The 25,803-nt window shown below is 65.2% G+C and carries 20 protein-coding genes, 1 other RNA gene and 1 pseudogene; 10 read left to right on the forward strand and 12 right to left on the reverse strand.

Annotated elements, in window-relative coordinates:
• Positions 1-41: 41 nt before the first annotated feature.
• Both CSW57_RS20290 and CSW57_RS20295 read left to right on the forward strand, forming a co-directional pair.
• On the forward strand, positions 42-785 hold the full coding sequence (locus CSW57_RS20290) for a zinc ribbon domain-containing protein (protein WP_223249364.1): 744 nt from the start codon (positions 42-44) through the stop codon (positions 783-785).
• Positions 786-860: 75 nt separating this feature from the next.
• The gene (locus CSW57_RS20295; RefSeq protein ID WP_099384282.1) at positions 861-1,982 is read left to right on the forward strand and encodes a bifunctional RNase H/acid phosphatase; all 1,122 of its coding nucleotides are present in this window, start codon (positions 861-863) and stop codon (positions 1,980-1,982) included.
• Position 1,983: 1 nt separating this feature from the next.
• Here CSW57_RS20295 and CSW57_RS20300 read toward each other — a convergent pair whose 3' ends face one another.
• Positions 1,984-3,297 carry an NAD(P)/FAD-dependent oxidoreductase gene (locus CSW57_RS20300; protein ID WP_099384283.1) on the reverse strand — a complete coding sequence of 438 codons (1,314 nt, stop codon included), beginning with the start codon at positions 3,295-3,297 and terminating at the stop codon, positions 1,984-1,986.
• Positions 3,298-3,430: 133 nt separating this feature from the next.
• Between CSW57_RS20300 and CSW57_RS20305 the strand changes: the two genes are divergently transcribed.
• Positions 3,431-4,315: a LysR family transcriptional regulator gene (locus CSW57_RS20305; RefSeq protein ID WP_099384284.1), complete on the forward strand. Its 885-nt coding sequence runs from the start codon at positions 3,431-3,433 to the stop codon at positions 4,313-4,315.
• Between the two features lie 14 nt (positions 4,316-4,329).
• On the opposite strand, the gene CSW57_RS20310 is transcribed toward CSW57_RS20305, so the two are convergent.
• Entirely contained in the window at positions 4,330-5,577 is a 1,248-nt protein-coding gene (locus tag CSW57_RS20310; protein WP_189339335.1) for an SLC13 family permease, read from the reverse strand.
• Between the two features lie 71 nt (positions 5,578-5,648).
• Here CSW57_RS20310 and rnpB point away from each other — a divergent pair.
• Both rnpB and CSW57_RS20320 read left to right on the forward strand, forming a co-directional pair.
• Positions 5,649-6,060: RNase P RNA component class A (gene rnpB / locus CSW57_RS20315), an RNA gene on the forward strand.
• 63 nt (positions 6,061-6,123) lie between these two features.
• Positions 6,124-7,536, forward strand: a complete 1,413-nt coding sequence (locus CSW57_RS20320; protein ID WP_099384285.1) for an RNB domain-containing ribonuclease — start codon at positions 6,124-6,126, stop codon at positions 7,534-7,536.
• A 15-nt stretch (positions 7,537-7,551) separates the two neighbouring features.
• Here the strand turns inward: CSW57_RS20320 and CSW57_RS20325 are convergent, their stop codons facing one another.
• The 3 genes from CSW57_RS20325 to panB form a co-directional block, all read right to left on the reverse strand.
• Entirely contained in the window at positions 7,552-9,075 is a 1,524-nt protein-coding gene (locus tag CSW57_RS20325; protein ID WP_099384286.1) for a CYTH and CHAD domain-containing protein, read from the reverse strand.
• A complete protein-coding gene (pip, locus tag CSW57_RS20330; protein WP_099384287.1) occupies positions 9,072-10,058 on the reverse strand; it encodes a prolyl aminopeptidase in 987 nt (328 codons plus the stop codon). The genes CSW57_RS20325 and pip overlap by 4 nt, the downstream gene beginning before the upstream one ends.
• A 63-nt stretch (positions 10,059-10,121) precedes the next feature.
• Positions 10,122-10,991 carry a 3-methyl-2-oxobutanoate hydroxymethyltransferase gene (gene panB / locus CSW57_RS20335; protein WP_099384288.1) on the reverse strand — a complete coding sequence of 290 codons (870 nt, stop codon included), beginning with the start codon at positions 10,989-10,991 and terminating at the stop codon, positions 10,122-10,124.
• 280 nt (positions 10,992-11,271) lie between these two features.
• On the opposite strand from panB, the gene CSW57_RS20340 reads away from it, so the two are divergent.
• The 4 genes from CSW57_RS20340 (at position 11,272) to CSW57_RS20355 (ending at position 18,285) form a co-directional block, all read left to right on the forward strand.
• Positions 11,272-12,795 carry an alpha/beta hydrolase gene (locus CSW57_RS20340; RefSeq protein ID WP_099384658.1) on the forward strand — a complete coding sequence of 508 codons (1,524 nt, stop codon included), beginning with the start codon at positions 11,272-11,274 and terminating at the stop codon, positions 12,793-12,795.
• Between the two features lie 85 nt (positions 12,796-12,880).
• The gene (glnA, locus tag CSW57_RS20345) at positions 12,881-14,224 is read left to right on the forward strand and encodes a type I glutamate--ammonia ligase (protein ID WP_023953813.1); all 1,344 of its coding nucleotides are present in this window, start codon (positions 12,881-12,883) and stop codon (positions 14,222-14,224) included.
• 30 nt (positions 14,225-14,254) lie between these two features.
• Complete coding sequence (locus CSW57_RS20350; RefSeq protein ID WP_099384289.1) at positions 14,255-17,305, forward strand: bifunctional [glutamine synthetase] adenylyltransferase/[glutamine synthetase]-adenylyl-L-tyrosine phosphorylase; 3,051 nt, start codon at positions 14,255-14,257, stop codon at positions 17,303-17,305.
• The gene (locus CSW57_RS20355) at positions 17,302-18,285 is read left to right on the forward strand and encodes an endonuclease/exonuclease/phosphatase family protein (protein ID WP_099384290.1); all 984 of its coding nucleotides are present in this window, start codon (positions 17,302-17,304) and stop codon (positions 18,283-18,285) included. Before CSW57_RS20350 ends, CSW57_RS20355 begins: the two co-directional genes overlap by 4 nt.
• Positions 18,286-18,333: 48 nt before the next feature.
• Here CSW57_RS20355 and CSW57_RS20360 read toward each other — a convergent pair whose 3' ends face one another.
• The 3 genes and pseudogenes from CSW57_RS20360 to glnA (CSW57_RS20370) form a co-directional block, all read right to left on the reverse strand.
• The gene (locus tag CSW57_RS20360; RefSeq protein ID WP_099384659.1) at positions 18,334-18,924 is read right to left on the reverse strand and encodes an FKBP-type peptidyl-prolyl cis-trans isomerase; all 591 of its coding nucleotides are present in this window, start codon (positions 18,922-18,924) and stop codon (positions 18,334-18,336) included.
• A gap of 118 nt (positions 18,925-19,042) precedes the next feature.
• Positions 19,043-19,705 (reverse strand): annotated as a pseudogene (locus CSW57_RS20365) (NADPH-dependent F420 reductase); the annotation flags it as partial.
• A gap of 220 nt (positions 19,706-19,925) precedes the next feature.
• Positions 19,926-21,359 (reverse strand): type I glutamate--ammonia ligase, encoded by a 1,434-nt coding sequence (gene glnA / locus CSW57_RS20370; protein ID WP_023953803.1) that lies wholly within the window; start codon positions 21,357-21,359, stop codon positions 19,926-19,928.
• 261 nt (positions 21,360-21,620) lie between these two features.
• On the opposite strand from glnA (CSW57_RS20370), the gene CSW57_RS20375 reads away from it, so the two are divergent.
• Positions 21,621-22,088, forward strand: a complete 468-nt coding sequence (locus CSW57_RS20375; protein WP_099384292.1) for an RDD family protein — start codon at positions 21,621-21,623, stop codon at positions 22,086-22,088.
• A 174-nt stretch (positions 22,089-22,262) separates the two neighbouring features.
• Here CSW57_RS20375 and CSW57_RS20380 read toward each other — a convergent pair whose 3' ends face one another.
• The 4 genes from CSW57_RS20380 to CSW57_RS20395 form a co-directional block, all read right to left on the reverse strand.
• Positions 22,263-23,003: a DUF4191 domain-containing protein gene (locus tag CSW57_RS20380; RefSeq protein ID WP_099384293.1), complete on the reverse strand. Its 741-nt coding sequence runs from the start codon at positions 23,001-23,003 to the stop codon at positions 22,263-22,265.
• 86 nt (positions 23,004-23,089) lie between these two features.
• Entirely contained in the window at positions 23,090-24,142 is a 1,053-nt protein-coding gene (gene lipA / locus CSW57_RS20385; RefSeq protein ID WP_099384294.1) for a lipoyl synthase, read from the reverse strand.
• Positions 24,139-24,882, reverse strand: a complete 744-nt coding sequence (lipB, locus tag CSW57_RS20390) for a lipoyl(octanoyl) transferase LipB (RefSeq protein WP_099384660.1) — start codon at positions 24,880-24,882, stop codon at positions 24,139-24,141. Before lipB ends, lipA begins: the two co-directional genes overlap by 4 nt.
• 7 nt (positions 24,883-24,889) lie before the next feature.
• On the reverse strand, positions 24,890-25,801 hold the full coding sequence (locus CSW57_RS20395) for a TIGR01777 family oxidoreductase (protein WP_099384295.1): 912 nt from the start codon (positions 25,799-25,801) through the stop codon (positions 24,890-24,892).
• Positions 25,802-25,803 lie beyond the last annotated feature (2 nt).

Raw genomic sequence — 25,803 nt, forward strand, 5'->3', positions numbered from 1 at the left:
GCGTACGGTTGCACATCCATGCATCAAACGAAAGGGCACTGGTGAAAGCAGACCCGGCCGGCCAACGACTCATGTTGGACATCGCCGACATCGATGCCGAATTGCACCGCATCGCGCATCGGCGGGCAGTCCTTCCAGAGAACGCCGAGTTGAGCAGGCTTGCCGAACAGCTACAGACCCAGCGCGACGAGGCAATCCGCGCCCAGATCGCCGCCGAAGACCTGCTGCGTGAATCGCGTCGGCTCGACAACGAGATCAACTCGATGTCGATGCGCGAGGCCAAGGACAACCAGCAGTTGGCGGCAGGCAATCTGCCTGCCAAGGCACTGACCGAACTCGAGCACGAGGTCGCCGGATTGATCCGTCGACGGTCCAATCTCGAGGACGAGATGCTCGAGGTGATGGAGCAGCAGGAAGCGGTCAGCGCGGACGAGCAGCGCGCATCGGCGATGACGGCCCACACCCAACGGCTGATCGACGACGCCACGGCTCGCCGCGAGGTCGCGTTGGCAGAGATCGCGGAGGCAGAGGCGGCGGCGCAGACCAAACGTGACGCGCTGCTCGAACACGCCGACGCCGCTCTCATGGCGATCTACGACCGGCAGACGAAAGCGGGACGGGTCGGAGCCGGATTGCTCCGGGCCGGACGTTGCGGCGGATGCCGCATGGAGTTCGACCGCGGTCTGCTAGGCCGCATCGCCGCCACCCCGGCCGATGAGGTCGTCCGATGCGACGAGTGTGGCGCAATCCTGGTACGTACCAACGAATCCGGTCTGACCCGGTAACGACCGCGGCGCCTGTGCGCTCGACGACATCGCACGGGACGACAGTGCACCGACGGCACGAAGGGTGAGGGACCGGTGAAGGTGATAGCGGAGGCAGACGGGGGCTCACGCGGCAACCCCGGTCCTGCCGGTTACGGTGCGGTCGTCTTCGACGCAGACCACTCTGCGGTTCTCGCGGAACGCAAAGAGGCGCTCGGGGTGACCACCAACAACGTGGCCGAATACCGGGGTCTCATCGCGGCGCTCACCGCTGCTGCCGAACTCGGGGCCGCTGAGGTCACGATGCGGATGGATTCGAAACTCGTTGTCGAGCAGATGTCGGGCCGGTGGAAGATCAAGCATCCGGACATGATCCCGCTGGCTCGCGAGGCCAAGAGCCTGACCGGACGGTTCGACAACGTCGAGTTCGTCTGGATACCGCGCAACCAGAACGGGCACGCAGATCGATTGGCGAACGAAGCGATGGACGCCGCAGCAGGTGTGACAGTGGCCGCGTCGCCCGAACCCGACACGGGCGCAACAGAAAAGACGCCCGCGCCGGCGACATCGCCGGGGTGGACGGGCGCACGCGGTGCTCCCACGCGTCTGTTGCTGTTACGGCACGGGCAAACAGCGCTGTCGGTCGAGCGTCGCTACTCGGGTAGGGGTAATCCCGAACTGACCGAATTGGGCCGTGAACAAGCTGCACTGGCCGCCAAGCGGCTGGCCTCACGGACCCCCTCGGACGTCAGTGCTGTGATCAGTTCTCCGTTGGGCCGGGCCAGGGAGACCGCCGAATCAGCCGCTACCGCATTGGGTTTGCCGGTCACGGTGCACGACGGTCTGATCGAGACCGACTTCGGGGCGTGGGAGGGCCTGACGTTCCGAGAGGCCGCAGAGCGCGACCCCGAGCTCTTCAAGGCCTGGCTCGGTGACACCAGCGTCGCCCCGCCCGGGGGCGAGAGTTTCGACACCGTCACCGAACGAGTGCTGCAGGCACGGTCAGAGATCGTCGCAGGCAATGAATCATCGACTGTTGTGGTGGTATCCCACGTGACACCCATCAAGGTGTTGCTGCGCTCAGCGCTCGATGTGGGTCCGTCGCTTCTCTATCGATTGCACCTGGATCTGGCGTCGCTGAGCCTCGCCGAGTTCTATCCCGACGGCGGTGCGTCGGTGCGACTGGTGAACGACACCAACCACCTCGGCGAGATCTGACTCAACTGGCCTTGCGGCGACGTTGCTTCTCCACCGGCATCCGGTCGGCCTGGTCGAATCCGGGACGGTTGCTGCCCACGAAGGCGAAGAGCCACGAGGCGATGGCCGCGAACCGGTTACGGAACCCCACCAGGTAGAACAGGTGCACTGCCAGCCACGTCAGCCAGGCGATGAAGCCGCCGAACCGGATTCGCTCGTTGATGGCCACCACCGCGCTGAAGCGGTTGATCACCGACATGCTGCCCTTGTCGAAGTACTGGAACGGGGTGCCCGGCTGCTTCTTCCGGCTGATGATGTCCGCAGCGTGGCGCGCCTCCTGCATGGCGACCGGGCTCTGACCGGGGTAGCCGTTCAACGACGTCATGTCGCCGATGGCGAACACGTTCGCGTAGCCACCGACCGTCAGGTCGGGGTTGATCAACAGCCTGCCGGCGCGGTCGGTCGCGCTTCCGGTGACCTCGGCGAGTACGCCCGCGAAGGCGCTTGCCTGCACTCCGGCCGACCACACGATGGTGTCGGCTGCGATGCGACGTGTTGCCGCCCCGTCGCCGATCTTGACGGTGACGCCTTCTGAATCCATCTCGGTGACAAAGGCGTTCAGTACCACCTCGACACCGCCACGTTCCAGGGCTTTCTGCGCGTAGGCGGACAGCGAACCCCCGTATACGGGGAGCGCAGCCCCCGCGCCCTCGACAAGGTAGACCGAGACGTCATCGAGTTTGTAATACCGGGTGGCCAATTCGCGAATCTGGCCGGCGACCTCCACGCCGGTGGGGCCGGCGCCCACCACGACGAAGCTGAGCAACCGGCGACGCAGATCCGGATCGTCCGTGCGCGCGGCCTCGTCGAAGCAGCGTCGGATCTGTGCTCGAAGACGGGTGGCGTCGTCGATCGTCTTGAGCGCAAAGGAATATCGTGCGAACTCGTCACGACCGAAGTACGACTGGGTGGCACCTGTGGCCGCGATCAGATAGCGGAACCGGACGGTCTGGGTTGCGCCCTCGCCGCGGAATGTGAGGAGCCCGGCATCGGGATCCACCGCGGTCACCGTTCCCAGCCGCACCTCGATGTTCTTGTGGCGACGGAGAATGCCGGCCACGTCCGGGGCGATCTCCTCGCTGTTCAGTACGCCGGTGGCAACCTGGTACAGCAATGGCTGGAACAGGTGCTCGGGCGTACTCGAGACGAGGACCACCCGCAGACCCGACTTGGCGAGCCGCTGCGCTGCGGTGAGCCCACCGAAACCCGATCCGACGATGGCGACGTCGGCGTCGAGTTGCTGATTCGTGCTGGTCGTTGCGAAAGCTGCGTCCATGATCCTTTTATCTCCTGAGTGCGACATCTGCCAAGTACAGCGTCGACTCATCAAGGAGTAATCCCTCTTCAGCCACTGATCAAACGAATTCTAAAGATAGGACTTATCGCGATTCGGCATATATGCTGCTCACATGGAGCTTCGCCAGTTGACGTATTTCGTGGCTGTGGCCGAGGAGCTGAGCTTCAGCCGGGCGGCGCAGCGCTGCTTCATCTCGCAGTCGGCGATCAGTCATCAGGTTGCCCGGCTCGAGCACGAGCTCGGGTCCAAATTGATCGAACGGTCCACCCGGGCCGTGCGGCTGACCGAGCTGGGCGCGCAGGTGCTCCCGCTCGCCAGGCAGATGCTGGGCATCGAAACGATGATCACGGCCGCGGCTCGGGCGCCTGGTGGCCGCGTACGGATGGCGGCGAACATGTCGTTCGCTCAGCAGTCGCTCGCCGCGATAGCGCAATTGCGTACCGAGCATCTCGACGTCGAGATCGAGTTCATCATCAAGAGTTTCGATCAGCGCATCGAGGCGGTGCTCGGTGGTGACGTCGACCTTGCGTTGATCCGAGGCGATATCGAACGCCCGGGCCTGGCGGTGCAGCGAATGTGGGTGGACGATCTGGTGGTGGCGATGTCGGATCGGCATCCGCTCGCGGGCACCGGCGACGTCCCGTTGGCCGAACTGGGTGCCTATCCGCTGTTGTTGCCGCCTGCGCGCGATCAGGTGCTGTTGCACAACGTGATCCGGGATGCCTTCGACCGGCATGGACTGGATCGCCCTCGTCAGGCGCCGCCGTTGCCGGTGGATCACACGGCCACCATGGAACTGCTGAACCACCCCGACGAATGGACGGTGCTGTACGAACGGATGCCGCTGGCGGGTATCGCCTTCACGCGCGACCGCGAACGCGCACTGAGGGTTCCGGTGTCTGCTGTTGTTCGTTCGCCCGGTGCGCATTCGGAGATCGTGGATGATCTGATCGCGACGTTGCAGGCCGTACACAGGCGGACCGGAGACGAAGCGTAGCGGAGCAGGGAGCTTCAGGTCACCAGCCAGAGGGCCACCACGGAGGCGACGAGGGCGGCGGGAACGGTGAGCAGGCCGACTGCGGTGAATTCCTTGACCGTCACGGATTGACCGCCGACCCGGACGAGCTTCAGCCACAACATGTTCGCCAACGATCCGAGATAGGTGAGTGTCGGGCCGATGTTGACGCCGAGCAACATGGCGAGCACCAGCGGAGTCGGGCATCCGGCACCGAGTGCGGCGAGCATCAGCAGGGTTGCGGGAATGTTGTTGATCACGTTGGCGATCACTGCTGACACGACTGCGACGAGCAGCAGGTCGAGCAGGCCGGTTCCGTCGAGGAGGAACTCTGCGAGCCGGGAGCCCAGTGCGCCGTCGGCGATCCCGACGACGAGCACTCCGAGGGCGAACACGAAGGCGAGAAATCCGGCGTTTGCCGACCGCGCGATCTCGACCACAGAGGTACTGCGCGCGCGAATTGCCAAGGCCGCCATCACCGTGGCTCCGAGGACGGCAAACCACACAGGTTCGATACCGATCACCGAACTCAGCCCGAACAACAGTAACGTGGCGGCGAGTACGGCGAGGGCGGCCGTGGGGGCGGGACCGGGTTCCTCGGTGTGTTCTGGATGCGGGAGGGTCTTCAGGTCGCCACGGAAGTACCAGCAGAACAGTATGTACTCGACTGTCACGATCACCAGCCACGGAAGCGCCATCAGCAAGGTGAACTCGACGAAACCCAGGCCTGTCGCGGCAAATGCCAGCAGGTTGGTCAGGTTCGACACGGGCATCAGCGTCGACGCCGAGTTCGCCAGTGTGAGCGAGGCGTAGCTGTACGGGCGTGCGGCCACCCGTAGCGTACGGGTCATCGACAGGAGGACGGGCGTCAGCAACAGCACGGTTGCGTCGAGGCTCAGGGCGGCAGTGGTGAGGGCGCCGGCCACGAAGACGAAGCCGAGGAGCCGGTACTTCGGCGCCGGCGTGCCTGCGGCCGGAACCGATCGGCGCGCGATTGTCCTGGCGAGCCATGTGAAGATTCCCAGTGCGGCACACGCGTGCGACAACACCAGCAGGGCCGCCAAGAACAGCACGGTCGGTGACAGGGTTCGGATCTCGGCCCAGGCCCGATCAGGGGCCACCGCGCCGATCGCGATCGCGAGTCCGGCTGCCGGAACTGCGGCCACGGCCTCGGGAAGCCCTCGCGGCCGCCAGACAGCAATCCCCAGCGTCGCGACCAACAGCACCAGAGCCGCAACGTCCACGCGCTGATTGTTCCCTGCGCCCGGTCGGGTGGACCAATCGGACAGGAGGGAACGTACAGTGATGGAGCGAACGAGTCGGCCGGGCGGCCGCGATCGCGGGAACAGTTGCCTCAGCGACCTGCCCGGGGTCGAGGAAAGTCCGGACTCCACAGAGCAGGGTGGTTGCCAACAGCAACCCGAGGTGACTCGCGGGACAGTGCCACAGAAAACAGACCGCCGGCGAGAGTCGGTGAGGGTGAAACGGTGCGGTAAGAGCGCACCAGCATCACGGGTGACCGTGATGGCTCGGTAAACCCCACCCGGAGCAAGGTCGAAGGTCGCATCAGGCAACTGGTGCGGCTGCGCAGGTGTTCGAGGGCGGCTCGCCCGAGCCTGCGGGTGGACCGCTCGAGGTACCCGGCGACGGTGTACCCAGATGGATGGCCGCCACCGGCGACCGCAAGGTCGCCGGTACAGGATCCGGCTTACAGGCCGGCTCGTTCGCCCACATCCGAATGTTTGTCCCGACAAGCCGTTGCCGGGGGAGCCCGCCGTTAGTCTTGGGCGGTGCAACGCAGACTCCGCGCAACGGACATAGACTTCGGCGCCATCCGGACCGACCTGGGCTTGTCCGAAGACTTCGGCGCCGCCGCACAGGAACAGGCGCAGAACGCAACCGACCGGCTCGCCGATTCCCGCACCGACCGCACCGACCTCCCACTGGTCACCATCGACCCGCCCGGTTCGGTTGATCTCGATCAGGCGGTCCACATCGTTTCCGACGGTGGCGGCTTCGTGGTGCACTACGCCATCGCAGACGTCGCCGCGCTCGTCCCTCCCGAGGGGCCGTTGGACCAGGAGACGCGCCGGCGAGGGCAGACCGTCTACTTCCCCGACGGGAACGTGCCGTTGCATCCTCGGCCGCTCTCGGAGAACATCGGGTCGTTGCTGCCCGATCAGACGCGGCCCGCGGTGCTGTGGCGGATCACCGTGGACTCCGCAGGGGAGCCGACGTCGGTGGACGTGCACCGGGCGTCAGTGCGTTCGGTGGCTCGTCTGGACTACGAGGCGGTGCAGCGCGACGCGGACACAGGTCGCCTGCACCCGTCGATCGCGGCGCTGCCCGCCTTCGGCGAACTTCGCAGCAGACTGTCGATCAGCCGCGGCGCCATCGAATTGGGGTTGCCCGAACAAGAGGTCGTCCGCGAGCCCGGGGGCGACTGGCAGCTGGTGGTGCAACCCCGCACCCGCGCCGACATGTGGAACTCGCAGGTGTCACTGCTCACCGGGATGTGCGCCGGCCAGATGATGCTCGAGGCCAAGACCGGGCTTTTGCGGACCCTGCCCGACGCCCGTCCGGAAGACGTGGACAAACTGCGTGCATCCGCCTCTGCCCTGGATGTGCCCTGGGCACAGGATGTCTCGGCGGGCGCCTTCTTGGCCGGGCTCGATCCGGCCGCCCCGAGCACCCTGGCGTTGATGTCGGATGCGACCACACTTCTGCGTGGCAGTGACTATCTGGCGATGGTGGGGGAGATCCCACCGGATACGGTCACCGGCCACGGCGGTATCGCCGGTGTGTACGCGCATGTGACGGCACCGCTGCGCCGGCTTGCCGATCGTTTCGCGACCGAGGTGTGCCTGGCGCTCGCGTCGGGGGAGTCGATTCCTCCATGGGTTCGCACGGCGCTGCCGACTCTTCCCGATGTGATGCGGAGTTCGAGTTCGGTTGCCGGCAAGGCCGACCGGGCCGGCCTCGATCTCGCCGAGGCGATGCTGTTGTCGAGCCGGGTGGGCGAGAGTTTCACTGCCACAGTCCTGCACGGGAAGCGGGGTAACCGTCACGCTCAGGTCTTCATCTCCGACCCAGCGGTGTTCGGCAGCTGTCTCGGCGACCCACCGGAAGGCACTCGGATCCAGGTGAGGCTGACCGAGGCCGACCCTCACGAACCGACGGTGGTCTTCACCGCCTTGCCGTGATGGTCGGCCACGCGATCAGCGAGCCGAGCGGATCTTGTCGTACTCGGCGAGCGCAGCCTTGGCCGCGAACTCCTCACGTGCGTCGAGGCGTCCGTAGACAAAGGCGTCAGCCGGGGTGATGCCGGATGCGGATGCCAGCGATGCGAGGTGCTCGCGACTGACTTCTGCATCGTGGAAATCGCCCAGCACGCTCTGTTCACCCTTGGCGACCTTTGCGATCTTGCGGTGTTTGTTGCTCTGCAGCTGCTCACCCGATTCGGCGCTGTACCGCAACTGCTTTGCGCGTTTGCGGATGGTGTGGAGTTGTTCCACCCATTCAGGTGTGCCGTCGGTGAGTTCCTCGAGTTTGCGCTGAGCCTTCTCGACACGCTTGGCGCTGCGTTTGATCGCGTGGTCGAGCGCGTCGGCGGCGGTGAGTTCTGCATCCTCGCCGGCTTCGGGCTCGGCGATGGTGCGGTCGAGCTCTTCGAGCAACTCGAAATACCGCTTCGAGCGCAGGAAGTCGATGGCCAGTTCGAGTGCGATGCGGTGCGTTTCGCGTTGGTCATCGATCAGTGCGGTGACTATCGACTCCGATGCCTTTTCGTTCTCGAGCAGGTGTTCGTTGCGTTCGAGTTGTACTTCGGCGTCCCGGGCTTCGCCGAGAACTGCTGCGAGGTGTTTCAGCTCTCCGCCCAGGTGTTCGGCCGTGTCAGCGGACAGGACGTGCGGGAACGACTGCAGGACGCTACGCGCTCGTCTGGTTGCCACCCGCATCTGATGCACAGAATCGGGCGCATTCTCGCGGACGAGGGGATCCTGAGCGATCAGGTGGTCGCGGTGCTCGGCCAGCTCTGAGATGACGAGCTCGAGGGCGCTGGGCTTCTTCCCGATGGAGTGGGCTTTGCCGGTGGGGGTCGGCCCGATGGTCCTGGCCAACTTAGAAGCACTGGACGCGGTACGAGCCCCGTTGGCGCGCAACAACTTGTCGGCCTTCTTGAGCAGCTTCTCGTTGCCGTTGACCAATTCGAGTTCCCACTCGTTCCAGCTCTGGGCGTGTCCGCCGGGCAGCAGCGACTGGGCGGTCACGTTGTCGTCGCACAGGACGGCCAGCACGTTGTCGTCCTCGTCGCGCAGTTCGGTGATGTGCCGGACGGTGGCGATCGTCGCGATGGGGATCAGGCGTCGACCGCGGACGTGAACACCGACCTGATCGGCCAGTGCGTGGGGCACCACGGCCGCGAAATGGTCCGTCTGCGTTTCGGTGCTGGCGTCGGTCACCGAGTCCAGCGGGGCGTGTAGCTCGCGGCGGCCATTGCTGTTCGCGGGGGCGGGACGCTTGAGATGCCAGCCCTCGTCGTGTCCTCCGGCCCGTCTGCGCAAGGTGATCTTGTTGCTGGCCAGATCGAGAGCTTCGGTGTCGTAGTAGGTTGCGTCCAAATGCTCGACCACCGGTCCGGACACCGAATGCACCATTTCGAGAGTGGTCAGATCGGGTACGGACGCTCCGGCATTCAGGTCGTACTTGAGTTCGACTTCCAGAACCTCGTCGGCGCTCACCGGCTTCTTCCCTTCTGTTGGTCGAGACCGGCAAAGCGGTCGGTTGCTTCGATCAATTGGTGGCGGATACCCGTTTCGAACGAGGCATGCCCGGCATCGTCCACCATATGCAACTCGGCCGCAGGCCACGCGCGGTGAAGGTCCCAGGCACTTCGTGCGGGGCACACCACGTCATAGCGACCCTGGACGATCACACCCGGGATGTGTGCGATCCGATGTGCATCGCGCAGCAGTTGCCCCTCGTCGAGGAAGCCGCGGTGCGTGAAGTAGTGGTTCTCGATGCCGGCGAAAGCGAGTGCATAGCGTTCGGAGTCGCCGTCCTCGTCTGCGTCGGCGCGCTGAGGAAGTAGGTAGCTGGTCGATTTCTCCCACGTCGTCCACGCCACTGCGGCCCGCACCGCTGCGGCGCGATCGTCGCCTGTCAACAGCCGGTGGTAGGCCTCGACGAGGTCGCCGTCGCGCTCCGACTCGGGTATCGGCTCGAGGTACGACTCCCACAGATCCGGGTAGATGTTGGCGGCACCGCCGTTGTAGTACCAGTCGATCTCGCTGCGGCGCAGCAAGAAGATCCCACGGAGCACCAGCTCGGTGACCCGTTCGGGATGCCGCTGTGCGTAGGCGAGTCCCAACGTCGACCCCCAGGAACCGCCGAACACCTGCCACCGGTCGATCGCCAGCTCCGTGCGCAACTTCTCCATGTCGGCGATCAGGTGGGCGGTGGTGTTGACGGACAAGTCGGCGCCGTCGGCGATGTGGGGCCGGGACTGCCCACATCCCCGTTGGTCGAACAAGACGATCCGATAGGCATCGGGGTGGAAGAACTGTCGCTGATTCGGCGACGTACCGCCGCCCGGACCGCCGTGGACGAACACCACGGGTTTGCCGCCCGGGTTGCCGCTCTGCTCCCAGTAGATCTGTTGCCCGTCACCGACATCGAGATGTCCGGAGGCGTACGGCTCGATGGCCGGATAGAAATCGCGCATCCGACCACTATGCCGGTCCGCCCGTGGACGGGCCCGCATTTGTGGCCGACCGAGCGCAAAGCCCTAGTAGCTGTGCTCGGGTCCGGGGAACTGTCCGCGACGCACCTCGTCCGCGTACTGCTCTGCGGCACGGCGCAATTCGCCGCCGACGTCGGCGTAGCGTTTGACGAACCGGGCGGTCTTGCCGTGCGTGAAGCCGGCCATGTCCTGCCAGACGAGTACCTGTGCGTCGGTTTCGTTACCGGCCCCGATGCCCACGGTGGGGATGGTGAGTTTGCGGCTGATCTGTCCCGCGAGGTCGGCAGGGACCATCTCCATCACAACAGCGAATGCGCCTGCCTCCTGGACGGCGATGGCGTCGGCGATCAGTTGGTCGCCGGCATCACCACGGCCCTGAACGCGGAAACCGCCGAGGCCGTTCACGCTCTGGGGAGTGAAGCCGATGTGTGCCATCACCGGGATGCCTGCCGCGGTCAGTGTCGCGATCTGGTCGGCGACGCGTTCACCGCCCTCGAGTTTGACGGCATGGGCGCCGCCCTCTTTGAAGAATCGGATCGAGGACTCCAGGGCCTGCTGCGGCCCGGCCTCGTAGCTGCCGAAGGGGAGATCGGCGACCACCAGCGCGTGCGGCGCACCCTTCACGACCCCGCGGACCAGGGGGAGCAGTTCGTCGATGCTGACGGGAATTGTAGTGTCGTAGCCGTAGACGACGTTTGCCGCGGAATCGCCGACGAGGAGAACCGGGATCTGGGCATCATCGAAGATCCGGGCACTGGAGTAGTCGTACGCGGTGAGCATCGACCACTTCTCGCCTTCAGACTTCATCTGGGCCAGGTGATGCACGCGGGTGATGCGGCGGCGGGGGGAGGAAGTGGCTGCGTCGCCAGGAATTGATGCGGAGGGAGCAGCGCCATAAACCGAAATTTCGGACATCGTTGTCTCTTTCGTGCCTCGAGTCCCGCATCCGCGGGTACCCGGGTGGGTGGATGACCCCACCAGTGTGGCACTCCGCGGCGCGAGGAGAAATGGTGTCGGCAGTGGAACTTGTCACACGGACGTGATCTCGGCGGAACCTCACCGACTTCGCAGCGGGCCTGTGCGGCGTCGATCGCGTGGCACGATGATGACGGTGAGCATGGATGAGGGGCCGACCCGGCTCGTGGATCATGGGCCGACCCCGCCGCGACGAGTCGTCACGGTGGTGACGATCCTGATGGCGCTGTTGCTGACGGCCGCATGCACCGAAGGTGTGTCGGGAACACCAACCAACGCAACGTTCACCACCGGTGTGGCCCCGACTCCGGACCTCGACCGGTTCTACGGACAAGAGGTCCGCTGGGGCCCGTGCGCCGACTTCGCCGACCAGGAGCTGAACGGTTATCCGGCCGACCGCAGCGACTGCGCGACGGTGTCGGTTCCGGTGGACTACGCCGCCCCCGAGGGGCAGGTTGCACAGATCGCGATGTTCCGGCTGCGGGCGTCCGGCGACAAGATCGGCTCACTGCTGGTGAACCCGGGCGGACCGGGAGCCTCCGCGGTCGAGTTCATCGCGGCGCAGGCCGACTTCCTCGGCGGTCTCGACGTCTCAGAACGGTTTGACCTGATCGGGTTCGACCCGCGGGGCGTCGGCAAGTCGACGCCGGAGATCCGTTGCCTGACCGACGAGGAGCGCGACGCGGAACGGGCCGAGACCCTCGTCGACATGACGCCCGACGGCATCGCCGCAATCGAGGACCGTGCGCGGTCGTTCGCGCAGAAGTGCGCCGAACGCCTGGGTACGGAGTACCTCGCGCATGTCGGTACCGACGACGTGGTCAAGGACATGGACGTCCTCCGTGCGGTACTCGGGGACGAGCAGTTGAACTATCTGGGCTATTCCTATGGCACCCGCATCGGCGCAACGTACGCCGAGCAGTTCCCGACCAAGGTCCGGGCCATGGTCAACGACGGAGCAGTGGATCCGTCGGCCGACCCGGTCGAGGATGCCGTGGCGCAGCGAGAAGGTTTCCAGTCGGCATTCGATGCGTTCTCTGCCGACTGCGCCCGGTACTCCGACTGTGCGCTCGGTCCGGACCCGTCGAAGGCCACGTCACGGTTCCAGCAGTTGACCCGGCCGCTGATCGACGTGCCGGTCCCGACGACGCAAGACCGTCGACTCACCTACGGCGACGCGATGACGGGGGTGAGTCAGGCCTTGTATTCGGACACGCTCTGGGAACCGCTGCGAGAGGGCTTGGCGCAGCTGACCGAGGGCACCGGGAGTACGTTGCTGCGGCTGGCGGACTTGTACGAGGGCCGCGACTCCTCAGGCGCGTACACCAACACCTTGGACACCTTCACGGTGGTGCGTTGTGTGGACGACCCGCCACTGACCGATCAGGCCCAGATCGATCGCCTCGATGTCGAATCCCGCAGGGTGGCGCCGTTTGCCGACGACGGTCGCGGAACCGGCCGGGGCGCCCGTGATGCCTGCGCGTTCTGGCCGGTGCCACCGACGAGCACGCCCCATGAACTCGATGTCCCCGACCTGCCCACCACGGTCGTCGTATCCACCACCAATGACCCGGCGACTCCTTACCAGGCGGGTGTGGAACTCGCGCGGCAGCTACGCGCCCGGCTGATCACGTTCGAAGGCGATCAGCACACGGCATCTTTGCAGGGCGATGACTGTGTGGACGATGCGATCACCGCATACTTCGTCGATCTCACACTGCCGGAAGAAAACCTCAAATGTTGAGATTCCAGGGTGAAATCCGCTGGATATTCTGGTTGATGCGCGCTTGTAACATCGATTTAACACCGCGCTCCTAGGCTCCGATGTCATGGATCGCCAAAAAGAATTCGTGCTCCGGACCCTCGAAGAGCGCGACATTCGTTTTGTTCGCCTCTGGTTCACCGACGTTCTCGGCTATCTGAAGTCGGTCGCGATCGCGCCGGCCGAGCTCGAAGGGGCTTTTGCCGAGGGTATCGGGTTCGACGGGTCGGCCATCGAGGGCTTTTCGCGGGTGTCCGAGGCCGACACGATCGCGAAGCCCGATCCGTCCACGTTCCAGATCCTGCCCTGGACCACCAGCACCGGGCGGCACCACTCCGCGCGTATGTTCTGCGACATCGTGATGCCGGACGGTGAACCGTCGTGGGCAGATTCGCGCCACGTCCTCCGTCGGCAGCTGAACAAGGCAGCCGATCAGGGATTCAGCTGCTACGTGCACCCCGAGATCGAGTTCTTCCTGCTCAAGAACCCGCCCAGTGTCGACGGGTCGATCCCGATCCCCGCCGACAGCGGTGGTTATTTCGATCAGGCAGTACATGATTCGGCGCCCAACTTCAGGCGCCACGCCATCGAAGCCCTCGAGTCGATGGGCATCTCGGTGGAGTTCTCCCACCATGAGGGTGCACCCGGACAGCAGGAGATCGACCTGCGGTATGCCGACGCCCTGTCCATGGCCGACAACGTGATGACGTTCCGTTACGTCGTCAAAGAGGTCGCGATCGGTGAGAACGTCTGGGCGACGTTCATGCCCAAGCCGTTCAGTGAATACGCCGGCTCGGCGATGCACACCCACATGAGCCTGTTCGAGGGCGACACCAATGCCTTCCACAATCCCGACGACCCGATGCAGCTGTCGGACACCGGAAAACAGTTCATCGCCGGCATCCTGCACCACGCCGACGAGATCAGTGCCATCACGAACCAGTGGGTGAACAGCTACAAGCGCCTGATCCACGGTGGTGAGGCCCCGACGGCCGCCAGCTGGGGAGCGGCCAACCGGTCGGCGCTCATCCGTCTGCCGCTCTACACGCCCAACAAGGCATCGTCGCGCCGGATCGAAGTCCGCAGTCCTGACTCCGCATGCAACCCGTACCTCACCTTTGCCGTACTGCTGGCCGCGGGGCTCAAGGGAATCAAGGAAGGCTACGAGCTACCCGAACACGCCGAAGACGACGTGTTCGCGCTGACCCCGGCAGAGCGACGCGCCATGGGCTATCGCGAGTTGCCGGGCAGTCTGGCCGAGGCTCTCACGAAGATGGAGAAGTCCGAACTGGTCGCCGAGGCCGTCGGAGAACACGTCTTCGAGTACTTCCTGCGCAACAAGTGGGCGGAGTGGACCGAGTACCGCAGCCACGTCACGCCGTTCGAACTGAAGAATTACCTGGCCCTGTAACTCTCCGGCGGCGCCGGCCCGTGTGGGCTGATGGTGCCGCCGACAGCTCGACCAGTACGGTTGTGTGTTGTGAACCCACCTGCCTCGCGATCTCGAGTGCCCAGTGTCGGCCGACTCGGACTGCTGGAAGCAACAGCAGCTGCGGATCTGGCGACACTCGGCTGGGATGCAGAAGAGAGCGTCGATCTGTTGTGGGCGCTTTCGCGCGCGCCGAGTGCGGACATCGCGCTCAGAGCGCTTGTCCGGCTGCACGCGGCCGTCGGCCCGGAATGGACGGACATCGACGGGCTCTTACGCACCGATCGCGGTTTCCGGGGACGTCTGTTCGCCGTATTGGGTTCGTCGACGGCGTTGGGTGACCACCTCGTCGCCGAAAACCACGCGTGGCGATTGCTGACCCGCAAGGACCTGCCCGAACCGGCAGAGGTTCTGCAGTCGATGCTCGATTCTGTTGACGCACAACCCGAGTCGGGACACGAAGACAACGGGAACCTGCTGTTCCGGGCACGCGAGACAGGCCCGAAAGCGGTGGTTGCGCTACGGCTCGCCTATCGCGACCTGCTGCTGCAGGTGGCCGCCCGCGACCTCGCGCCCACCGTCGAGGACGAACCGGTCCTGTGGTTCAGCGATGTGAGCAACTTCTTGGCCGATCTCGCCGATGCGGCTCTCACGGCGGCTTTGGCGGTCGCCATTGCCGAGATCTGCGGTGACGACCCGCTGACCTGTCGCATCGGTGTGATCGCCATGGGCAAATGCGGTGCGCGCGAATTGAATTACGTCAGCGACGTCGATGTCATCTTCGTCAGTGAGCCCGCCGACGCGCAGACCAGCCGTATCGCCGGCGAGATGATGCGCGTGGGATCGCTTGCCTTCTTCGAGGTGGATGCCGCGCTTCGGCCGGAAGGCAAGGCGGGCGCTCTCACCCGAACCCTCGATGCGCATGTCACCTACTACAAGCGCTGGGCCAAGACGTGGGAGTTCCAGGCCCTGCTCAAGGCGCGGCCGATGACCGGCGACATGGAACTGTGCCGTCAGTACGTGGATGCGGTGAGCCCGATGGTGTGGGAGGCCTCTGAGCGCGAAGACTTCGTCATCGACGTGCAGGCGATGCGCCGCCGGGTGGAGTCGATGCTGCCCGAGGACATGCGCGAGCGCGAGATCAAACTCGGTCGCGGTGGACTGCGCGATGTCGAGTTCGCCGTCCAGCTCTTGCAGATGGTGCACGGCCGGGTCGACGAAACGCTTCGCGTCAAGGGAACTGTCGAGGCCCTCACGGTGTTGCGGGACGGCGGGTACATCGGCCGCGACGACGGCGCCAATCTCATTGCCTCCTACGAGTTCTTGCGTTTGCTGGAACACTGCCTGCAGCTTCAACGGCTCAAGCGCACGCATACGCTTCCCGAGTTCACCGATGTGGAGGCCATGCGGTGGCTGGCCCGCGCCGCCCACATCAGACCCACCGGCGACCTCGACGCGGGAGGCGTACTGCGCGAAGAGATCCGACGACAGTCGCATCGGGTCCGCCGCCTGCACGAGAAAATTTTCTACCGTCCCTTGCTCGAAGCGGTCACGCGTTTCGACAAGGACGAGCTGAGACTGTCGGACGAATCGGCGATCCGGCGTCTGGGCGCACTCGGCTACAGCAAACCGCAGAACGCGCTGGGGCATCTGAAAGCGCTGGTCTCCGAGACCGGACGCCGCGGGCAGATCCAGGAACTGCTTCTGCCGACATTGCTCGAATGGCTCAGTCGCACACCGGATCCTGATGCGGGCCTTCTCAACTACCGGAGGCTCTGCGACGCAGCGGCCGATCGCGACTGGTTCCTGCGCCTGATCCGCGACGAGGGGGTGGTCGCCGAACGGTTGATGACTGTGCTGGGCACCTCGGCCTACGCAGCCGAGCTGCTGATGCGGTCCCCGGATGTGATCCGGTTGTATGCCGACGGCGCGTTGGGTCCCAAGCTCGTCGAGGTCGATCCGAAAGACGTGGTCGGCGGCATGGTCGCCTCGGCCGTCCGGCAGCGTGACCTCAAATCGGCCATCGCAGTGGCGCGCTCACACCGGCGAGCCGAACTGGCCAGGGTTGCTTCGGCCGACATCCTGGGCATGCTCGACGTCCCGCAGGTGTGCCGAGCGCTGTCGCTGGTATGGGCCGGTGTGCTGAATGCTGCGCTGACGGTGGTCACCAAAGCCTCGGTCGCCGAACGGAAATCACCCGCTCCCGCCCGGGTGGCCGTGATCGGCATGGGCCGGCTCGGTGGCGGTGAACTGGGTTACGGGTCGGACGCCGACGTGCTCTTCGTCTGCGACCCGGTGGAGGGCGTCGACGAGTCCGAGGCAGTCCGGTGGGCCAACTCGATTGCCGACCGGGTGCGCCAACTCCTCGGGACGCCGAGTGCTGACCCTCCGCTCGAGGTCGACACCGGGTTGCGCCCGGAAGGCCGTAACGGCCCGGTGGTTCGCACCCTCGCCGCCTACGCGACGTACTACCAACAGTGGGCGCAGGCGTGGGAGATCCAGGCATTGCTCCGCGCGCACCAGGTCGCCGGCGATGAGGACCTCGGAGTCGCCTTCCTGCACATGGCCGACCAGATCCGATACCCGGAGGGCGGCGTGTCCTCGGATGCGGTCCGTGAGATCCGGCGGATCAAAGCCCGGGTGGATGCCGAACGTCTCCCTCGGGGAGCGGACCCGGCAACTCACACGAAACTGGGACGGGGTGGTCTCGCCGACGTCGAGTGGACGGTCCAGCTGTTGCAGTTGCGGCACGGGCACCGGATCCCGGCCCTGCACAACACATCCACCTTGCAATGTCTCGACGCCATCGGCTCGGCGGAACTGCTCGGGGAAAATGACGTCCACCTCCTCAAGGAGGCGTGGCTGACGGCGACAAAGGCACGCAATGCGCTGGTGCTGGTACGCGGCAAGGCAGTAGACCAGTTGCCCGCGCCGGGAAAGACGTTGCGCGCGGTTGCTTTTGCGGCCGGATGGCACGATGACGACTCGGGGGAATTCTTGGACAACTATCTGCGCGTTACCCGGCGGGCAAAAGCCGTGGTACTGAAGGTATTCGGCGGGTGAGGCGGGGCTCGCAGCGTCTGGCCGACCGGGGAGCCGCGTTCAAGGTCCTCTACTTCTTTGCCGTGGTGATCGGCTGGTCGCTGTTCGCGGTTGCCCTGGCGGCGGTGTGGCTGCATTTCTTCCCAGGCCGTGGGCAGGTGGCGATCGCTGCTGCCAGTGCCGTACCGCTGATGTTGCTCGCCATCGTTCCTGCCATCCTCATCCTCGCCGTGACACGACGGTGGATCTCCACCGTGCTGGCCGTTGTCCTCTTGGGGGTGGGCATCTGGACCCAGGCGCCGCTGTTCAAAGCGGCCGATGCACCCACTCGCGGGGCTGTGACGGTGGTGCAGGCAAACCTCAAGCTCGGCGAGGCCGATGCCGGAGAAGTGGTCTCGCGGGTCCGGGCGACCGGGGCGGCGTTGCTCACCGTCGAGGAGCTCACGCCCGGGTCTCTTGCTGCACTCGAGGGCACAGATCTACGCGGCATGATGCCGTACGAGTTCGTGGTACCCGGCGAAGGCGGCACCGGCACAGGCATATTCAGCCGTTACCCGCTGCGCAACACTGCTGAACTGAACGGGTTCGCGCTGGGAAATCTGCGCGCGGACGTGGACCTTCCCGGCGCGCCCGGCACCACCGTCTTTGCCGTGCATCCGATCCCGCCTTACCCCTACGACCCCGAGCGATGGGTGGACGAGATGAAACGCCTGCGCGAAACGCTGCACGGGGTTGCCGGAGATCGGGTGATCGTCAGCGGAGACTTCAACGCGACATGGGACCACGCGCAGTACCGGTCGCTACTGGAGCGCGGATTCCGGGATGCGACCGAGCAGGCGGGCGAGGGCGTGCAGTTGACCTATCCGGACGATCGCAGCTACCCGCCGCTGATCGGCATCGACCACGTGGTGACGCGCGGATTCACCGCGACATCGTTGTCCACCTTCTCGGTGACGGGGTCCGACCATCGCGCACTGGTGGTCGCACTGGTGCCGAGCTGACGTCTCTTTGGTAGCCAGCCGGCTGCGGCACTCACTTCTGACCTTTGATCAGCTGTCAGCGGAGATGATCTTGATGGCGAAAACCAGCGTGTCGCCGACCTCGATACCGGCCTGGGGATTACCGGTCGCGTACCCGTCGGCAGAGGTCATCGCGACGCCCACAGTGGATCCGACCTTCTGGCCGGCGATGGCCTTCTGGAATCCCGGGATGACCCCGTCGAGCGGGAAGTCGACGGGCACGCCGCGCTCGTAGCTGCTGTCGAACACGGTGCCGTCGCGGCCGTTCACCCCCATGTAGCAGACCGTCACCTCGGCGGTGTCGGGCACGAGTGCGCCGTCACCCTCGGTCAGCGTGTGAACGGTCGTCTGGTTGACGGAGAAGGGTGTGGTGACCTCGATGGCGGGCGCGGTGGTGTCGGTGGAGCCGGTGACCGCGACCTCACCGGTGTTGCCCGGCAACGTCCACTCTGGTTCCACGTTTGGCTGCGGGGCCACGGTCGGGCATCCCTTGGGTGCTGCGGTGGTGGTGATCGCCGCTGCGGTTGATTCAGAGCCGGCGGAGTCGGCGTCGGAGCCGCACGCGGCCAACATCAGCGTTGAGGACACGATGAGGGCTGGGAGCAAACGCTTGAAGGTCATCAAGGCAACGTAGCAGTTGCCGATCGTTGACCGATTACTGCCGTCGGCGAATGTGCTGGGACGCAAACACATCCGCCCGCGCCACATCACTCGGCGCGGGCGGACGTCACCGGTGGGGTCAGGCGCGCCATTCGGCGGTGCGGTCCGGCGTCGCCTGCGCGAGCGCTTCGATGGTGCCGTCGATTCCGTAGTCCTTGCCGTACACCGGGGTGCCCGGTTGCTGACGCCACGACTCCTCGAGGCTTCCGGCGTCGACCGGATCGAAACCGAGTTCGTCGACGAGCTGGGAGACGACTTTCTTGCCCTCGTCATCCGGGCCCGCGATCGGGAGTGCGATGCGGCCCTGTGTTCCGGCCGGGACACCCTTGTCGAGCAGGTGCTTCCAGAAGATGCCGTTGAACACCTTGTAGACCGGCTCGCCGAGGAGCTGTGAGACCCACGCACTCTCGGGTGTGCCGTCTTCGATGGCGTCGATCTTGCCGTCGCGCTGCTGCGGGTAGTAGTTGTTCGTCTCGATGATGGGCGCACCGGGTTTGCGCTTCGACACGATGCCCGGCGCCAGGTCAGGAGTGTTCTTTTGCGGGATGCTGACGATCACGAGATCGGCGTCCTCGGCTGCTTCCGACGCCCACACCGCGGTGGCCCCGGTCTCCGATGCGAGGTCGGTGAGCGTCTGCGGGTCGCGCGAGTTGGCGACCCGGACCTCATGTCCCAACTGTGCCAGCCGACGCGTCAGCGTCCCGCCGATGTGGCCTGCTCCGATGATGCCGATCTTCACGTGTGACTCCCTGGATAGTTGAACGACTACGTCCTCTTCACGCCAACCGGCGCAGTCGTGCGTTCATTCCGTCCTGCATGTGTGTGTCTGCATACGCGAAACCGGCCCGGTGAACTGGGAGACAGTTCACCGGGCCGGTTTCGGGTCACGCGATCAGATTCGCCGGAGGCGGATCAGACGTCCTTCGCCGGAGGCGGATCAGACGTCCTTCGCCGGAGGCGGATCAGACGTCGTAGTAGAGAGAGAATTCGTAGGGGTGCGGACGGATCTGCACCGGCTCGATTTCGTTCTCACGCTTGAACGAGATCCAGGTCTCGATCAGGTCCTCGGTGAACACGCCACCCTCGGTGAGGTATTCGTGATCCTCTTCGAGGCGATCGATGACCGCGCCGAGCGACGTCGGGGCCTGGGGGATGCCCTTTGCCTCCTCCGGCGGGAGCTCGTAGAGGTCCTTGTCGACGGGCTCGTGCGGCTCGATCTTGTTCTTGATGCCGTCCAGGCCGGCCATCATCATCGCGGCGAACGCCAGGTACGGGTTACCCGAGCTGTCCGGGCAACGGAACTCGAGGCGCTTGGCCTTCGGGTTGTTGCCGGTGATGGGGATACGCACGCAGGCGCTGCGGTTGCGCTGGCTGTAGACCAGGTTGATGGGGGCCTCGTAGCCCGGCACGAGCCGCTTGTAGGAGTTCACCGTGGGGTTGGTGAACGCCAGCAGCGACGGCGCGTGGTGCAGGATGCCGCCGATGTAGTGGCGGGCCAGATCCGACAGTCCCGCGTAGCCGGCCTCATCGTGGAAGAGAGGCTTGCCGTCTTTCCACAGCGACTGGTGGGCGTGCATGCCCGATCCGTTGTCGCCGAAGAGGGGCTTGGGCATGAAGGTGACGGTCTTGCCGTTCTGCCATGCGGTGTTCTTCACGATGTACTTGAACAGCTGAACGTCGTCGGCTGCGTGCAGCAGGGTGTTGAACTTGTAGTTGATCTCGGCCTGTCCGGCGGTGCCCACCTCGTGGTGGCCGCGCTCGAGGATGAAGCCTGCCTTCTGGAGGTTGGTCGAGATCTCATCGCGCAGATCGACGTAGTGGTCGTACGGGGCGACCGGGAAGTACCCGCCCTTCTGGCGGACCTTGTACCCAAGGTTGGGTGAACCGTCGGGATCGGTCTGCGAAACCGTGTTCCACCAGCCTGATTCGGACTCCACCTGGTAGTGGGTGCCGTTGATCTCGGAGCTGAAGGACACCGAGTCGAAGATGTAGAACTCGGCCTCGGCGCCGAAGAAGCAGGTATCGGCGATGCCGGTGCTGGCCAGGTAGTCCTCGGCCTTGCGGGCGATGTTTCGCGGGTCGCGGCTGTAGGCCTCGCGCGTGAATGGGTCGTGCACGAAGAAGGTGACGTTCATCGTCTTCGCCTTGCGGAACGGGTCGATCCGCGCAGTCGCCGGGTCGGGGAGGAGCATCATGTCCGACTCGTCGATCGACTGGAAGCCGCGCACCGACGATCCGTCGAATGCCAGGCCGTCCTCGAAGACGCTCTCATCGAAAGCCGATGCCGGGATGGAGAAGTGCTGCATCACCCCGGGGAGATCGCAGAACCGGATGTCGACATATTCGACGCCCTCGGACTTGATGCCCTCGAGCAGTTCTTCTTTTGTGTTGTACACCTGTGGGTGACTCCTTCACTCGTACCCGTTGTAGTCAGACCAATTCTTGGGTTCTACCTGGGTCTGACGACTGTCCTTGCCACTCTAGAGCGGCGGATCATCACCGCTGACCGTATTGACACCAGGTTGCTTGGCAGATACCTCGGTGTTTCGCCTGTGTTACGTAGGGAAGTCCGCGACGCAACGACGGTACCGATCACGGCGTGTCGGGGCGAGTCGCGTCCGGTCCGACGGTTTCGGCAGCACATCTATGATTGGGCAATGGGACGAATCACCGGATCGTGGCTCTCGGGCCCTCAGTCGGCTCTGCACGATGGTGTGGACGACGGCACCTACCGCGGTGAACAGCTCGGACTGCCCGAATCGGGACCCGGGGCGCTGGCGTCGTCGTGGCACCGCTGCGTAGGTCTGCTCGTGGATTGGCTGATGTGCGGCGGTATCTCGCTGTTGTTTGTCCAGGACCTGCAGTCGTCGTCGCTGTCGACGATCGTCCTGCTCGTCTGGTTTGTGGTCGGGGCCCTGACCTTGACCGCATTCGGTTTCACCCCGGGCCAGTTCATCACCGGCTTGCGGGTGGCCAGGGTGGACGGGGGCGAGCGGGTGGGACTTCTTCGGTCGCTGGGCCGGCAGATCCTCATCGTCTTCCTGGTCCCGCCCCTGATCAATGATGCCGATGGCCGGGGACTGCACGATCGGGCAACCGGTACCGCGTTGGTCCGTACGCGTTAGTCTCCCGCCACACACCGAAAACCCCGCCACACACCGAAAACCCCGCCACACACCGAAAACACACCGCCACCCGTCTCGGCCCATCCAACTTTGCGGGGTGGATGTGACCAGAACGGGTGGCGCTGTGCTGTGCGGAGAAATCCGATGTGGGGGAATTGCGGCGTTGCGAAGGAACTATCGACGCCGGGCGGCGCGCTGGACGTTGCGCATCTTCGCGCCCTGCGGCATCGGCCCCTTGGGCATTCCCGGTCCGGGCTGCTTCCCGCCCAACGCCGCGAGTCGTGATTCCAGGGCGTCGATCCGGGCCTTGTTGATGTTGTTCGGCAGTTTGTTCAGATGGCGTTCGAGGCTCTTCAGGGGTACCTGACCCTCGTCGTTGCCGACGGTCACGTCGTAGATCGGTGTATCGCCGACCAGTCGGGCGATCCGCTTCTTCTCCTGTGCCAGCAACGATTTGGTGCGATGGGGCGCGCCTTCGGCGACGAGGATGACCCCGGGCTTGCCGATGACCCGATGGATCGCGTCGAGATGAGCGGTGCCCGTGACCGCCTGCTTGACCCGCCACTGCCCACGCATGTTGTCCAGCGCCCACGCTGCGGCGCCGGCCTGGCCCTCCGCTTTGGTGAACACCGTCTTCTGAACACGACGACCGAAGATGATGAAAGCGATCAGCACACCCAGAACGATGCCCAGCGGCAGAACGAACACCAGCGATCCGGTGAGCACACCGATGAGTACGGCCAGGCCGACCAGGAGGACAACCGCGCCGATCATGTAGGGCAGCAGCAGCTTGTCTTCCTTGCGCTGCATCTGGAACGCCTGCCAGAGCTGCTTGCGGCGGGCCCGCGACGCTTCCTTACGGGCAGCCTTCGCTGCTGCCTTCGCCTCTTTTGTCGCTTTTGGTGCCTTAGCCATGTGGTCCAGGATACTGAACCATCCAAATCAGTTGACCAGGCCGTCCCAACCCGACGGTCAACGCCCGGTGGCGGCGGAGTGACGGGTCAGCGGGCGAGGCGGGCCAGCAGCGACGTGGCTTCCTGGGTGGCGCTGCCACCGTCGGTCAGGTGGGCCATCTCGGCGGGCAACTCCCGGCCGTGGTGAGCCATCGCCTGGGCGTACAGACGGCCGGCCCGGTACGACGAACGCACCAGTGGCCCCGCCATCACGCCGGCGAACCCCAGGTTGTCGGCGAACGTCGAGTGCTCGACGAACTCTTCGGGCTTGACCCACCGATCGACCGGATGATGCCGCGGTGACGGACGCAGGTACTGCGTGATTGTCAGGATGTGGCAGCCGGCATTGTGCAGATCGGCCATGGCCTCGCGGACCTCGTCTGGTGTCTCGCCCATCCCGAGGATGAGGTTGGACTTGGTGACCAGACCGGCGTCGCGCGCGGCGGTGATCACATCGAGGCTGCGCTGGTAGCGGAACGCGGGACGGATGCGCTTGAAGATGCGCGGCACCGTCTCGACATTGTGGGCCAGCACCTCGGGCCGTGAGGCGAACACCTCGGCGAGCTGGTCGGGGTCGGCGTTGAAGTCGGGGATTAACAACTCGACGCCGGTGTTCGGGTTGAGTTGCTTGATGTAACGCACGGTCTCGGCGTACAGCCAGGCACCGCCGTCAGGAAGGTCGTCGCGCGCCACACCGGTCACGGTGGAGTAGCGCAACCCCATCGTCGCAACCGACTCTGCCACCCGGCGGGGTTCGTCCCGGTCGAGGTCGCTCGGCTTACCGGTGTCGATCTGGCAGAAGTCGCACCGACGGGTGCACTGTTCGCCGCCGATCAGGAAGGTGGCCTCACGGTCTTCCCAGCATTCATAGATGTTGGGACATCCCGCTTCTTCACAGACCGTGTGCAGGCCCTCGCTCTTCACCAGGGCTTTGAGTTCGGTGAACTCCGGGCCCATGGTGGCGCGGGTCTTGATCCACGACGGCTTGCGCTCGATCGGTGTCTCGGCGTTGCGCGCCTCGAGCCGGAGCAACTTGCGGCCATTGGGACCAACGGACCCGGGGGCGCTGGATTGAGATGGTTTGTCCTGCGAAACGGTCACTGGATCGATGCTACGCCGGTGCGGGCAGGTGCGAAGACCTGCGGGGAGGGCTCGGTCGGTGCCGGGTGGTCGCTCACCGGGAGGGTGCCGTCGAGCGCTTCTACCACGGACTTCTCCAGCAGGGGGAGTACCTCGTCGACTGTGACCGTGCGACCCAATTCGCCTGTCAGAGAACCTGCCCCGGCGTCGGGGATGCCGCACGGAATGATAGAACCGAACGCGTCGAGATCCGGATTGCAGTTGATGGCGATCCCGTGCAGGGCCACAGCGCGAGCGACCCTGATACCGATGGCACCAATCTTCCGATCCGCATTTCCGCTTTCGTCTCCGAGCACCCAGACGCCCGATCGACCCTCCACCCGGTACGTCGGCAGACCGAGATGGCCGCACACGGCGATCATCGCCTCTTCCAGTCGGCGCACGTAGTCCACGACATCAACCGGTTGGGCAAGCGCGACGATCGGATAGGCGACGAGCTGGCCAGGGCCGTGCCAGGTGATCTTCCCGCCGCGGTCCACGTCGATGACGGGTGAACCGTCCGTCGGCCGGTCGGCGTCCTCGGTTCGCCTCCCGGCGGTGTAGACGGGCGGGTGTTCCAGCAACAGCAGTACGTCGTGGTCCAGCACACCGTCGGCACGGTCAGAAGCGAGCCGGTGCTGCAGGTCGAATGTCTCCTGGTAGTCCACCCGGCCCAGTCGGCGAACCTCGATCGGGTCTCGGGACAGTCGTGAACTGGTCATCGCTTCTTCATCCTGCCGCTCCTCGGCCGTCGCGGCCGGTGGCATACGCCAACGCCGCGGCGATGGTCGGATGCCGATACTCGAAATCGTTGCCGGTCAGCACAGCGGGTACAACGTTCTGGCCCCCCAACAACATTTCCTCGGCCATCTCACCGGCACCCCGCTTGAGTGCAAAACCCGGGACCGTCCACGGAGCCGGGCGCCCCAGAGCGCGACCGAAAGTCTTGGTGAACTCGTTGTTGGTCACCGACGCCGGGCCACAGACGTTGACCGGCCCGGCAAGCGACCGGTCCAGCACGAACTCGATCGCGCGGACAGCGTCCACGAGGCTGATCCAGGGGAGATACTGACGGCCGTCACCGAGTTTCGCGCCGAGCCCCAACCGGAACAGAGGTCGGAGCCTGCCGAGGATTCCGCCCGTCGGCGACATCACGGGCGAGATCCTGAGAAGCGTGACCTGGTGCTCACCGGGCACCGATGCGGACATCGCGGCGGCTTCCCAGTCGGTGGTGAGGTCGGCAAGAAACCCCGTCCCGGACGGGCTCTCCTCGGTGACCGCGGTCGACCCGGTGTCGCCGTAGTAGCCGGTGGCGCTGGCATTCAACAGAACCGGAATCCCTGCGGCCCGTACCGCGTCGGCGAGCACCTGAGTCGGAATGATCCGGCTGTCTCGCAGTTGCTGCTTCACATGGCCCGACCAGCGCCGGTCACCGATACCCTGGCCACACAGATTGACCACGGCATCGGCGCCGCGCAGCGAGCTCGAATCGATACCGAAAGACTCAGGCTGCCAATGGATCTCGTCCTGTGCCGTCGTCGGTCTGCGAACGAGCCGGACCACCTGGTGGCCGGCCCCGGTGAGACTGTCCACCAGGGCCGTGCCGATCAATCCAGATGATCCCGCAACGGCGATGCGCATCG

Source organism: Williamsia muralis, from assembly GCF_002735905.1.
Classification (GTDB): domain Bacteria; phylum Actinomycetota; class Actinomycetes; order Mycobacteriales; family Mycobacteriaceae; genus Williamsia; species Williamsia muralis_A.

Excerpts from the sequence above, each read along its gene's own strand:
- CSW57_RS20300 (WP_099384283.1), bottom strand. The coding sequence starts at position 3,297 with ATGGACGCAGCTTTCGCAACGACCAGCACGAATCAGCAACTCGACGCC.
- CSW57_RS20305 (WP_099384284.1), top strand. The coding sequence starts at position 3,431 with ATGGAGCTTCGCCAGTTGACGTATTTCGTGGCTGTGGCCGAGGAGCTG.
- pip (WP_099384287.1), bottom strand. The coding sequence starts at position 10,058 with ATGCGCGATTTCTATCCGGCCATCGAGCCGTACGCCTCCGGACATCTC.
- panB (WP_099384288.1), bottom strand. The coding sequence starts at position 10,991 with ATGTCCGAAATTTCGGTTTATGGCGCTGCTCCCTCCGCATCAATTCCT.
- CSW57_RS20340 (WP_099384658.1), top strand. The coding sequence starts at position 11,272 with ATGGCGCTGTTGCTGACGGCCGCATGCACCGAAGGTGTGTCGGGAACA.
- glnA (WP_023953813.1), top strand. The coding sequence starts at position 12,881 with ATGGATCGCCAAAAAGAATTCGTGCTCCGGACCCTCGAAGAGCGCGAC.
- CSW57_RS20350 (WP_099384289.1), top strand. The coding sequence starts at position 14,255 with ATGGTGCCGCCGACAGCTCGACCAGTACGGTTGTGTGTTGTGAACCCA.
- CSW57_RS20360 (WP_099384659.1), bottom strand. The coding sequence starts at position 18,924 with ATGACCTTCAAGCGTTTGCTCCCAGCCCTCATCGTGTCCTCAACGCTG.
- CSW57_RS20375 (WP_099384292.1), top strand. The coding sequence starts at position 21,621 with ATGGGACGAATCACCGGATCGTGGCTCTCGGGCCCTCAGTCGGCTCTG.
- CSW57_RS20380 (WP_099384293.1), bottom strand. The coding sequence starts at position 23,003 with ATGGCTAAGGCACCAAAAGCGACAAAAGAGGCGAAGGCAGCAGCGAAG.
- lipB (WP_099384660.1), bottom strand. The coding sequence starts at position 24,882 with ATGACCAGTTCACGACTGTCCCGAGACCCGATCGAGGTTCGCCGACTG.
- CSW57_RS20395 (WP_099384295.1), bottom strand. The coding sequence starts at position 25,801 with ATGCGCATCGCCGTTGCGGGATCATCTGGATTGATCGGCACGGCCCTG.